We start from the raw sequence: 11,484 nt of genomic DNA, 5'->3' as shown, positions 1-11,484 counted from the left end.
GGTGACTTCTCCTCGAATTCATTCAAGAATGGCGCCGGTTTGAACCGGGCATGCCCCGGCAACTTCCACAGGCGACCACCCGCGAGGTATCTCATGAAATCACTGAAGCTCATCGGTCTGGCATTCGGCGCATCGCTCGCGCTGTCGAGCGCGGCATTCGCGCAGGATGTCACCGTCGCAGTCGCAGGCCCGATGACCGGCGGCGAGTCCGCCTTCGGCCGCCAGATGAAGAACGGCGCCGAGATGGCCGTCGCCGACATCAACGCCGCCGGTGGCGTCAACGGCAAGAAGCTTGCGCTCAACGCCGAGGACGACGCCTGCGATCCGAAACAGGCCCGCTCGGTGGCGGAAAAGATCGCCGGCGCCAAGATCCCGTTCGTCGCCGGCCATTTCTGCTCGTCGTCTTCTATTCCGGCCTCTGAAGCCTATGCGGACGGCAACGTCCTGCAAATCACCCCGGCTTCGACCAACCCGCTCTTCACCGAGCGCAAGCTGTGGAACGTGGCGCGGGTGTGCGGCCGCGACGACCAGCAGGGCCTGATCGCCGCGCAGTACATCGCCAAGAACTACAAGGGCAAGAACATCGCGATCCTCAACGACAAGACCACCTACGGCAAGGGTCTTGCCGACGAGACCAAGAAGGCGCTCAACAAGGCCGGCATCACCGAGAAGATGTACGAATCCTACAATAAGGGCGACAAGGACTTCAACGCGATCGTCTCGCGCCTGAAGAAGGACAATGTCGAGCTCGTCTATGTCGGCGGTTATCATCAGGAGGCCGGCCTCATCCTGCGCCAGATGCGCGATCAGGGCCTGAAGACGGTGCTGATGTCGGGCGACGCGCTCGCCGATAAGGAGTACGCCTCCATCACCGGTCCCGCGGGCGAAGGCACGCTGTTCACCTTCGGTCCCGACCCGCGTAACAAGCCGACCGCGAAGAAGATCGTCGAGGCGTTCAAGGCCAAGGGCATCGATCCGGAAGGCTATACGCTCTATACCTACGCTGCGCTGCAGGTCTGGACGCAGGCGGTCAAGAAGGCCGGCACCACCGACGCCAAGAAGGTCATGGAGACCATCAAGGCCGGCAAGTGGGACACGGTGCTCGGCCCGATCGAAATTGACGCCAAGGGCGACCTCAAGCAGATCGACTATGTCGTCTACAAGTGGGACGCCAAGGGCAATTACGCCGAGCTCGGCGCCAAGGGTTCCTGATCGAAAAGAGGTCCTGATCCAGGATGCTCTTCGGGAATCCCGATCAGCGATCCCCGAAGGCTCCTGCCATCGCTGCCACGCCCCGGCTCGCCGGGGCGTTCTTTTGCCCGGTCAGACCGCGGCCGAGATCTCGCCATCGGCCGCGGCCTGAGCCTTCCGCAGGGCCTGCAGCAGATCGTTCGGCCGAAATGGCTTTTGCAGGCCGACCACGTTGGCAAGATGGGGCGATTGGTCCATGAAATCGAGTGCCGTCATCCCGGATACCGCAATCACCGGCAGCGCCGGCGCGCGTTCGCGCAAGGCGGTGATGACATCGACGCCGCTGGTATCGCCGAGGAAGATGTCCACAATCGCCGCGTCAAAGGGGCCTTCCGCAAAGGCCTTCAGCCCCGCCGCGCCGCTTTCGGCCTCCACGACCTCGAAATGGTTGACCCGAAGCACGATCGCCACCATCGCACGGACGTCCTTCTGGTCGTCGATGATGAGAACGCGGGGCATGGGGCAAACTCCCGACCTCAAAATCAAAATCGCCTGTTTCAAGCCTGGAACCGGCCGCAGCAGCAGGGCATTATGACACCGCCCCGTAAAGCGCCCCTTACCAATCCCCTGTTCCGTGCTCTGACCGAAATTAGGTAAGCTGTAACCCTCGGTTGAGTCGTAAACCGGTTCCGTTGACCACCCACGTCCAGAACCCGCTACGATGAACGGACTGCCGCCGAATGAGACCAGCGGAGATGCTCAAGCCCACGGACTCGCGCGAAATGGACGTGCCTGCGCCGATCGACCGAAGCACATTTCTGTCGACCCTGCCGGCCACCTCGACCGACCGCACTGCAGCATTGACGGTCGTCGGTGTGTCCTCGCTGGTGTTCGCCGCCGCCGTGCCGTTCGCTGGTACCCCGCTCCTGCCTGTACCAGCCTTCGTTGCCAGCTATCAATCCGCGCTGGCCGTGAGCGACATCGTCACGGCAGTGCTGCTGCTGTCGCAATTTGCCATTCTGCGGACCCGCGCGCTGCTGTGGCTCGCGGGCGGCTATCTCTTCACCGCCGCGGCGGCGTTGCTTCATGCCCTCACCTTCCCAGGACTGTTCGCCCCGACGGGACTCCTGGGCGCGGGCCGGCAGACTACGGTGTGGCTGTACATGATCTGGCACGCCGGCTTTCCGCTCTGCGTGATGGCATATGCCTGGCTGAAGGAAAAGGACGGTGGGCCCCGGATTCGCGGCCCGGTAAGCAACGCGATTTATGCCTGCGGGCTCGGCGTCGTCGCCGCGATGGCGGTCTTCGCCTGGATCGTTACCGCGCAGCACGATCTGTTGCCGGTCCTGTTGAGCGACGGCCGCTACACCGCGACCATGATCGGCGTCGTGTCCTTCGTGTGGTCGCTGAGCTTTGCCGCGCTGGTCTCGCTCTGGTTCCGCAGGCCGCATACGGTGATCGACATCTGGCTCATGGTGGTCATGTGCGCCTGGCTGTTCGACATCGCCCTGTCGGCGATCGTCAACGTCGCGCGCTTCGATCTCGGATTCTATGCCGGCCGGCTCTACGGCCTCGCCGCGGCAACCTTCGTGCTCGCGGTGCTTCTGATCGAGAATGTCCGCCTCCAGGCGCGTACAGTGGGCCTCGTCGGAAAGCTGCGGCAGCAATCGGCCTCGGAACGCGACTATTTCGGCAAGCGCCTCGCGCTGTACGGCGCCGTGGTCGAATCCTCCAATGACGCGATCATCACCAAGTCGCTCGACGGCATCATCACCGGCTGGAACAAGGCCGCCGAAAATCTGTTCGGCTACTCCGCCGCCGAGGCCGTCGGCAAGCCGATCGACATCATCGTGCCGCCGGATCGCAGGGGCGAAGTCAGGGGCATCCTCAACCAGATCGCCAGCAATGAGACGATCGCCCAGCATGAGACGGTCCGAATCCGGAAAGACGGCCGCCCGCTCGACGTCATCCTGAACATCTCACCGCTGCGGACCGACGATGGCGCGATCATCGGCGCTTCCAAGATCGCCCATGACATCACGGAAGAAAAGCAGGCCAGAGAAAAGCTGCGCCGCGAGACCGAGGAACGCCAGCGCATCTTCGAGACCTCGCAGGACCTGATCCTGGTCACCGACGGCTACGGCAATTTCATCCAGGTCAGCCCGAGCGTAAAGAACATTCTCGGCTACAGCCCCGAGGACATGGTCGGGCACAGCGCGATCGAGTTCATCCATCCCGACGATCTCGAGAAGACGCGGAGCGAGATGCGCGCGGCCCGGCGCGGCGCGGTCAAGCGCAGCTTCGAGGCGCGCTACTACCATTACGACGGTCACGAGGTCACGCTGAACTGGATGGGCACGTGGTCGGAGCCGGTGAAACGCCACTTCTTCATCGGCCGCGACCTCACCGACAAGCAAGCCGCCGAAGCCCAGCTCCGCCAGGTCCAGAAAATGGACTCGATCGGCCAATTGACGGGCGGCGTCGCCCACGACTTCAACAACGTGCTGACCGTGATCACGGGCACGATCGGCATTCTCAGCGACGCGGTCGCCGACCGGCCCGAGCTTGCCGCGATCACCAAGCTGATCGACGACGCCGCCGAGCGCGGCGCGCAACTGACCAAGCACCTGCTCGCCTTCGCCCGCAAGCAGCCGCTGCAGCCGCGCGAGATCGACGTCAACGCACTGGCGCTCGAAGCCGCCAAGCTCCTGCATCCGACGCTCGGCGAGCAGATCACCATCATGCCGCAGCTCACCGAGGATGCCTGGCCGACGCTGGTCGACCCGGGCCAGCTCTCCACCGCGATCCTCAATCTCGCGCTGAACGCGCGCGACGCCATGCCCGAGGGCGGCACCCTGGTGCTGGAGACCCGCAACATCTTCCTCGACGACGGCTATGCCAGCATGAACCCCGACGTCGTCGCCGGCAATTACGTGATGATCGCGGTCAGCGACACCGGCACCGGAATTCCTGCCGAGCTGATCGACCGGGTGTTCGATCCCTTCTTCACGACCAAGGAGGTCGGCAAGGGCACTGGCCTCGGCCTCAGCATGGTGTTCGGCTTCGTCAAGCAGTCGGGCGGGCACATCAAGATCTATAGCGAGGAAGGCCACGGCACGAGCGTGAAGATCTATCTGCCGCGCTCGACCGGGGTGCAGGAGACCGAGTTCGAATCGCTCCAGAATGCGCCAATCACCGGCGGTAACGAGAAGATCTTGATCGTCGAGGACGATTCCTTGGTGCGTCAGTATGTCGTGACGCAGGTCAAGAGCCTCGGCTATACCGCGCTCGAGGCCGCCAACGGCGCCGAAGCGCTCAATATCATCGACAGCGACGAGACCATCGACCTGCTCTTCACCGACATCATCATGCCCGGCAACATGAACGGCCGCCAGCTGGCGGACGAAGCCCACAAGCGCCGCCCCGACCTGAAGACGCTGTTCACCTCGGGCTACACCGAGAACGCCATCGTCCATCACGGCCGGCTCGATTCCGGCGTGCTGCTGCTGGCCAAGCCCTACCGCAAGTCCGAGCTCGCCAAGATGCTGAGGACCGCGCTCGCCGGTTGAGCCTGCGGCATTGCTGCGCTATCGCAGATCGTGAATTCTCAACCACGAGGCCGCCTTGCTGAACCTTCTCACCGATATCGCCGGCGTCCGGGTCGGTCACGCCGAAGATCCGAAAGTCGGTTCCGGCGCGACCGCGATCGTCTTCGATTCTCCTGCGGTCGCCGCGATCGACGTGCGCGGCGGCGGCCCCGGCACGCGCGAGGATGCGCTGCTCGATCTCGCCAACACGGTCGAGCGCGTCGACGCCATCGCACTGTCGGGCGGCTCGGCCTTCGGCCTCGACACCGGCGGCGGAGTGCAGGCCTGGCTCGCCGAGCAGGGCCGCGGCCACCGGGTTCGCGAAGCGCTGATCCCGATCGTGCCGGGCGCGATCCTGTTCGACCTGCTCAATGGCGGCGACAAGGCCTGGGGACGCTTCTCGCCCTATCGCGACCTCGGCTATGCCGCGGCGACCGCCGCCACCAACGCGGATTTCGCGCTCGGCAGTGCCGGTGCCGGCTTCGGCGCCACCACCGCGACGTTCAAGGGCGGGCTCGGCTCGGCATCGGCCGTGACGCCGAGCGGAATCAAGGTCGCGGCGATCGTCGCCGTCAACGCGGTGGGCAGCGTCACCGTCGGCAATGGCCCGTGGTTCTGGGCGGCGCCGTTCGAGGTGGGCGGCGAATTCGGCGGGCGCGGCCTGCCGGACAAGTTCACCGAGGACATGCTGCGCATGCGCATCAAGGGCGGTCCTGCCGCGAGCGCGCGCGAGAACACCACCATCGGCGCCGTCGTGACCGACGCGGTGCTGACCAAGCCCCAGGCCAAGCGGCTGGCGATGATCGCGCATACCGGCTTCGCCCGCGCGATCTATCCGGTGCATGCGCCGACCGACGGCGACGTACTGTTCGCCGCCGCCACGTGCGAAAAGCCGATCGAGCCACTGATTGGCCTCACCGAGCTCGGCACGATCGCCGCCAACGTGGTCGCCCGCGCGATCGCTCGCGGCGTTTACAGTGCGACGGCCCTGCCGTTTCCGGGCGCGCAGCCGACTTGGAAGGACCGGTTCGGCTAGAGCATGATCCGGAAAAGTGCGTAGCGGTTTTCCGGATCATGCTCAAACAATAACCCAAAGCGCGATGATGATCATCCTGATTGCATCGCGCTTTGGACGAGAAACGAAACGGCTTCCAAAGCGTTACCCGGCGGACAAGGTGCGCGGCCATGCCCTCATCCGTGATCCGCTTCTTTCGCTATGCGCCCGAGAAACGCGAGCTGAAGGTGACGTTCGTCAGCGGGCGCCTCTATGTTTATGAGGATGTTCCGCCCGAGGTCGCTGCTGCGTTCGGGGATTCGCGTTCAAAAGGAATATTCTTCAATCGCGAGATCCGCGACCGCTATGCCTGTCGTGACATCACGCACGGACCTGCCGGTTAGGGATGTGCTCACACGCTGATCGACATCGATGACGCTGCTGATCCCGCGCTGGCCTGCGCCTGGCGCTGCATCATCTGCCCGAACCAGTCATAAGGCGAATTGCCGCCACCTTTCGCATTCGACGAGCTGGAGGCGCCCGGCACCGTGGTCGACATCTTGAAGCCGTCGGCATAAGTGACGGTGGTGGTGGTCGAGCCGTCGGCGTTGGCCGTCGTGGTCGACGTCGAGCCGCGGCTGGATTGCGACGAGGAATCCGAACCATCGCCCGCGCCTTCCGCGTGATGACGGCCGCCCCTCAGCGCCTTCGTCATCTCGCCGAGATTGACGCTGCCGTCCGCGTTCGCATCCATCTTCGCGAACACGTCGTCGGCCTGGGCCAGGTTGGTGCCGCCCGCACCGAGCGCGTCCTCGAACTCGGACTTGGTGATGCTGCCGTCGCCGTCGCCGTCGATCTGCGAGAACAGATCCTTCAGCGCAGCCTCACGGCTCTTCGACGTCGAGGATGTGCCGTCGGCCGACTGGCTCTGCGCCGCGAACAGCGCGTTCATCGTCTCCGCCGAGATCTGCGGATATTTGCCTGCATTGACCGACGAGGTCGCGCCGGTCGTGCTGTTGCTGCCGCTGTCGATCGCGAACGGATTGGTCGGTGCGCTCTGCGAGGAGCCGGTCTTGTGCGCCGCCGACGACGATTTCGCGTTCGTCAGCGACTGGATCGCGTCGAGCGCGCTCGATACCGCACCAAGGGCGAACAACATTGCACAACTCCAACGGGATGCGGCATGCCGCGACCAATGTTCTGCGGCTGAAGTCAGCAAGCGCCATGCCATCGCGAAAAGCTCAACGAAATCCGCATCCGCCCGGTCATGCCGGCCGCGGGAACATCGGCAATTCATGCCGCCGGGGGCAGAAATTTCCGCCCACAGGAAGCCCGCCCCTCCTGCATTGCCCGCCACAAAGGCCCATGTTAGGCGAGGCCATTCGTCGTCCGTCCGCCCCCCGGGAAAACGCGCCATGACCCAAGCTTTCGTCCCCCGCCCCCTGGCCATCGCGCCCTCGATTCTGGCCTCGGATTTCTCGAAGCTCGGCGAGGAGGTGCGCAGCGTCGACGCCGCCGGCGCCGACTGGATCCATCTCGACGTGATGGACGGCCATTTCGTCCCGAACATCTCCTACGGCCCTGACGTCATCAGGGCGATGCGCCCGCACACCAAGAAGATCTTCGATGCGCATCTGATGATCTCGCCCTGCGATCCCTATCTCGAGGCCTTCGCGAAGGCTGGCTGCGACCACATCACCGTGCACGCGGAGGCAGGTCCCCATTTGCACCGCTCGCTCCAGGCCATCCGCGCGCTTGGCAAGAAGGCCGGCGTCTCGCTCAATCCGGGGACGCCGATCAGCGCGCTCGAATATGTCCTCGACCTCGTCGACCTTGTTCTCGTGATGTCGGTCAATCCGGGCTTCGGCGGCCAGGCGTTCATCCCCTCCGCGATCGGCAAGATCCGGGACATCCGCGCGATGGTTGCGGGCCGTCCGATCGACATCGAGGTCGACGGCGGCGTCGGCCCCGATGTTGCCGGCGCGCTCGCCGCGGCCGGCGCCAACGCTTTCGTCGCCGGCACCTCGGTGTTCAAGGGCGGCACGCAGGACGCCTACAAGGCCAACATCGCCGCGATCCGCAACGCGGCACTTGGGGCACGCGGCGAGGCGATCTGAGACCCTCGCCATCCGAACCGGAGATGCGGCCGCCGCGACCAAGTGGGATGGATGCACTCCGCGCCACTCCGTTTTCTGCCGGCCTGCGTCGTCTGCTCGCCGAGTCCCTTCAGGATGGAGAGCAAGTGGTCTGGCAGGGGCAGCCCGACGGCATCGCAAGCGCGACAATGTGGCGATTTCTCTGGTGGATCGGGTTTCCCTGGTTGCTGCTGACCGTCATCGCCGCCAGGAACGATTGGATCGACCAGGCGATCCAACCCCTGGCGATGCTCGGAATCGGGATGGTTGCAGCTCCGTTCGTGATGCTGCTGCAAGACCTGCAGACGCTTTATGTGATCACCGACCGCCGCGCGCTGATCCTGCGCACGGCCTGGAGCAGACGCAGCGTGACCGCGACTTCGTTCGACACCATGGATGCAGCGTTCGAAATCCTCGACATCGGCGGCGGCGTCGGCCACCTCAACTTCGCATCGGGACGCTCGACCCGCTCGCCCGACACCGATTACACCGGGCGCTACGGGTTTCGCTGTGTTCGAGACGCACCGCGCATCCGGGATATTCTCGATCGTGCGCGCACCGGCAAGGTACGTCGGTCGCACGCGGGAAAAATTGCGGCTTCTACGGGCGCTGCTACGCGCAAAGCTTAAAATTGTAGCCGTGGTCCGTACTCATCCGGACTTCCCTGATTCGCGCAAATCACTGCAAGTGATTCCTGCCTGTTTTCGCGGGAGCACATCATGACGACGACCCTGGTTTGGACTGGCGTGGCGTTGTGGATCGGTTTCAGTGCGTTTGTGGTGTTCGGTCCGTCGGCCGGACCGGTCGAGGCCCCGGCACGTTCGGCCCGCAACATCCGTCGCGACCGCACCAGGGGCTGACGCCATGCAGATCGCACTCGTGAAGCGTCAGCCGAAGCGCCGGTGCCGGATTCCACGGCGTCCGCATCCGAGCCTCGATTATTTCTTCGGCCGCCTCGAGCGCGCCGATGGCACGCTGGACGACGATGCCGGGCTCGACAATTCGGACATCGACCGCTCGCTTGGCTCGCCGCGCCGACACTGAGACCTCTTTTCCGGACCGCCCATGAAACCGCATTGCCCGAACTGCCTGAAGGAAATGACGAAGGCATCCGCGTCGCGTAACCTGTTCAATTGCGAGCCCTGCCGCGAGATCATCCAGTATTTCGGCGGCAGCGCGGACCACGGCGAGCCGGGGCCGCAATTCTCCTGGCCGATCCGCCGCAAGCGCGCATTTGCCGTCCACGCGGCCTGATCCGGCCCGCAAATCGCCCCGGCCGGCTTAACCTTCGCCGGCCTCCGGCCCACCGCCGTCCCCAGCCATCCGCGGCGGCCGCACCACGGTGACGGTGCAGCTCGCCTCCGAGGCCACCTTGGCCGACACGCTGCCGAGCAGGGTGCGGCGGAACGAGCCCTGCCGCGCGCCGATGATGACGTGGTCGACCTGGTTGGCTTCGGCAAATTCCAGGATCGCGGCGGCGGGATCGACCGCCTCCAGCACATGCGCCGACAGCCGGCTCTCGTCCAGCTTGAGCGGCGTCGCCCAATGCCTGAGCGCGACCAAGCGATCGATATGCTTGTTGGAGCCCTGATCGTCCAATGTCCGGTCGATCGCAATCCGGTTCAGCTTGAGCACGTTGACGCAGGCAAGCCGCGCCGAGGGCAAGGTGGCGAGGATGCGCTCGGTGGTCACACGCAGCGCCTCGTTCAGCTCCGGAGCGCCCTCCGCCGTGTCGAGCGCAACGGCGAGGATCGGGCTCGATGCGATCTGGGCTGCGACATCGGATTTCGCGCGCGGCGCCATGGCGCCCTGGTTGAAGCGCCGGCGCCAGACGATGCCGAGGGAATCACGTTTCACCCGCTCCGCGCGCGCGGTGAGCTTGACCTGGTCCGGATGAGCGAGATCGAAGGCAAGCTGGGACGCGGTCGGATAGCGCCACACCGGCTCGATCTCGAGACAGCGCAACACCACCTCCTGCAGCCAGGGCGGATAATCCGGGCGAAGCTTCCGCGGCGGATGCGGATCACGCCACAGCCGGCGCCGCATCGCCCGCAGCGTCTCGCCCTCGCCGAACGGCCGCTCGCCGGTGGTGAAGAAATAGAGCAGCACGCCCAGCGAAAACAGATCGCTGCGCGGATCGTCGCGCACCCCGAGCAGCCGCTCGGGCGCCATATAGGGCGCGGTGCCGTAAGGCAGGCGGAATTCCTCCTGCAACAGGTCCGGCAGGTGGTTGTGATGCGACAGGCCGTAGTCGATCAGCACCGCCTCGCCGCTCTCGCGGACCATGATGCTGCTCGGCTTGATGTCGTGGTGGATCACGTTCTGCCGGTGCAGATCGGCAAGCGCCGTTGCGATCCTGGCGACGAGCTGGCGCGCCTCGTCGTACGGCAGCGGCAGGTCGGGGAGCCGCTTGTACAGCGTGGCACCTGGAATGCGCTCGATCACCACATAGGCCTGACGGGCGAAATCGCCGGTGCCGTAGCAGGCCGGCACGTGCGGCCCCGCGAGCCGCGGCAGGATCATCATCTCCATCTCGAAGGAGACGATCGCGGCGGGGTCCTCGCCCTCCGACACCCGCGGGATCTTCATCAGCAAGGGCACGTCGATGCCGGGATGGGTGACGGTCCACAGCGTCGCCATGCCGCCGGCATGAACGCATTCGCCGATCGTAAAGCCGTCGATCTCCGCGCCTGATTTGACCAGGGGTTTGGGCATCGGCCTCTAGCGCCCCTGCGAAAGCCGGTCGGCCAGCCAGGAGGGCAGCCCGTTGTCGCGGATCCTTCCTGCCGCGGTGGCGATGTCATAGGGCGCGCGGCAATAGGTGATCTGGCTCGACTCGGTGTCGAACAGCACGAAGGCCGCCGACGGATCGCCGTCGCGGGGCTGGCCGACCGAGCCGAGCACGGCGAGCCATTGCCGTCCGCGCAGCAGCTGTACCGGCACGTCAGTCTTTGGCACGAAGCTCGTCATCTTCGCCGTCACCGACATCGAATAGAGCGCCGGCCTGTGGATGTGGCCGCAAAAGGTGACGTGGGCCTTTGTCGCAATCAGGCTCTTGGCGGCGTCCACGGTCGAGCGGACATAGTGCCAGCGCTGCGGATGCGAGGCTTCCGCGTGCACGAACAGGCGGCCATCGTCCTCCACCTGCATCGGCAGCTCAGCCAGGAAGCGCCGCTGTGCGGCGTCGAGGCGGCCGCGGGTCCATTCGATCGCGATCTGCGCCTCGGCGTTCATGGTCTCGGCCGTGGAATTGACCGCCTGGTCGTGATTGCCGCGCACGGCGACGGCGCCCTGCGCGACCAGCTCCATCGCGGTGTCCACCACCCATTCCGGATCGGCGCCATAGCCGACGAAGTCGCCGAGCAGGACGAAGCGCTCCGCGCCCTTCGCACGCGCGATCTTCAGGCAGGCCTCGAACGCCTGCCTGTTGCCGTGGATATCCGAGAAGACAGCGAGAAGCACGTACCCTCCACCCTCAAATTCTTATTCGAGGCCGATGAGGCCAAATTGAGGGAGGTCAACAGGATGCGCCAGCACTGGGCCGTTTGCCAGCGCTGCTCTGCGGTGATGGTGAAGG

Annotated in this window: 13 protein-coding genes; 9 read left to right on the top strand and 4 right to left on the bottom strand. The window is 65.2% G+C overall.

Going from position 1 to position 11,484, the window contains the following annotated elements; genetic code table 11:
* Nucleotides 1-93 precede the first annotated feature (93 nt).
* Complete coding sequence (locus tag AC24YW_RS14920; protein WP_487483454.1) at nucleotides 94-1,212, top strand: branched-chain amino acid ABC transporter substrate-binding protein; 1,119 nt, start codon at nucleotides 94-96, stop codon at nucleotides 1,210-1,212.
* 111 nt (nucleotides 1,213-1,323) lie between these two features.
* On the opposite strand, the gene AC24YW_RS14915 is transcribed toward AC24YW_RS14920, so the two are convergent.
* Complete coding sequence (locus AC24YW_RS14915) at nucleotides 1,324-1,710, bottom strand: response regulator (protein WP_487483801.1); 387 nt, start codon at nucleotides 1,708-1,710, stop codon at nucleotides 1,324-1,326.
* 236 nt (nucleotides 1,711-1,946) lie between these two features.
* Here AC24YW_RS14915 and AC24YW_RS14910 point away from each other — a divergent pair, with 236 nt between their 5' ends.
* From AC24YW_RS14910 to AC24YW_RS14900, 3 genes are all read left to right on the top strand, one after another.
* Entirely contained in the window at nucleotides 1,947-4,760 is a 2,814-nt protein-coding gene (locus tag AC24YW_RS14910; RefSeq protein WP_487483453.1) for a PAS domain S-box protein, read from the top strand.
* A 55-nt stretch (nucleotides 4,761-4,815) separates the two neighbouring features.
* The gene (locus AC24YW_RS14905) at nucleotides 4,816-5,814 is read left to right on the top strand and encodes a P1 family peptidase (RefSeq protein WP_487483452.1); all 999 of its coding nucleotides are present in this window, start codon (nucleotides 4,816-4,818) and stop codon (nucleotides 5,812-5,814) included.
* A gap of 149 nt (nucleotides 5,815-5,963) precedes the next feature.
* Nucleotides 5,964-6,176, top strand: coding sequence for a KTSC domain-containing protein (locus tag AC24YW_RS14900; protein WP_487483451.1), 213 nt, complete (start codon nucleotides 5,964-5,966; stop codon nucleotides 6,174-6,176).
* Between the two features lie 8 nt (nucleotides 6,177-6,184).
* Here the strand turns inward: AC24YW_RS14900 and AC24YW_RS14895 are convergent, their stop codons facing one another.
* Complete coding sequence (locus AC24YW_RS14895) at nucleotides 6,185-6,931, bottom strand: EF-hand domain-containing protein (RefSeq protein WP_487483450.1); 747 nt, start codon at nucleotides 6,929-6,931, stop codon at nucleotides 6,185-6,187.
* Nucleotides 6,932-7,187: 256 nt separating this feature from the next.
* Between AC24YW_RS14895 and rpe the strand changes: the two genes are divergently transcribed.
* The 5 genes from rpe to AC24YW_RS14870 all read left to right on the top strand — a co-directional run bounded on the left by rpe (nucleotide 7,188) and on the right by AC24YW_RS14870 (nucleotide 9,161).
* Entirely contained in the window at nucleotides 7,188-7,889 is a 702-nt protein-coding gene (gene rpe / locus AC24YW_RS14890) for a ribulose-phosphate 3-epimerase (protein WP_487483449.1), read from the top strand.
* A 47-nt stretch (nucleotides 7,890-7,936) separates the two neighbouring features.
* Nucleotides 7,937-8,536 carry a hypothetical protein gene (locus AC24YW_RS14885; protein ID WP_487483448.1) on the top strand — a complete coding sequence of 200 codons (600 nt, stop codon included), beginning with the start codon at nucleotides 7,937-7,939 and terminating at the stop codon, nucleotides 8,534-8,536.
* Between the two features lie 90 nt (nucleotides 8,537-8,626).
* Nucleotides 8,627-8,767: a hypothetical protein gene (locus tag AC24YW_RS14880; RefSeq protein WP_487483447.1), complete on the top strand. Its 141-nt coding sequence runs from the start codon at nucleotides 8,627-8,629 to the stop codon at nucleotides 8,765-8,767.
* A 4-nt stretch (nucleotides 8,768-8,771) separates the two neighbouring features.
* Entirely contained in the window at nucleotides 8,772-8,951 is a 180-nt protein-coding gene (locus tag AC24YW_RS14875; protein WP_487483446.1) for a hypothetical protein, read from the top strand.
* A 21-nt stretch (nucleotides 8,952-8,972) separates the two neighbouring features.
* Entirely contained in the window at nucleotides 8,973-9,161 is a 189-nt protein-coding gene (locus AC24YW_RS14870; RefSeq protein WP_036012880.1) for a hypothetical protein, read from the top strand.
* 27 nt (nucleotides 9,162-9,188) lie between these two features.
* On the opposite strand, the gene AC24YW_RS14865 is transcribed toward AC24YW_RS14870, so the two are convergent.
* Together AC24YW_RS14865 and AC24YW_RS14860 are read right to left on the bottom strand one after the other, a co-directional pair.
* Nucleotides 9,189-10,622, bottom strand: coding sequence for a serine/threonine protein kinase (locus AC24YW_RS14865; protein ID WP_487483445.1), 1,434 nt, complete (start codon nucleotides 10,620-10,622; stop codon nucleotides 9,189-9,191).
* A gap of 6 nt (nucleotides 10,623-10,628) precedes the next feature.
* Entirely contained in the window at nucleotides 10,629-11,369 is a 741-nt protein-coding gene (locus AC24YW_RS14860) for a metallophosphoesterase family protein (protein WP_487483444.1), read from the bottom strand.
* Nucleotides 11,370-11,484 lie beyond the last annotated feature (115 nt).

It is taken from the genome of Bradyrhizobium sp. USDA3516 (assembly GCF_057651995.1).
This window is presented reverse-complemented; position numbering and strand designations above follow the sequence as displayed.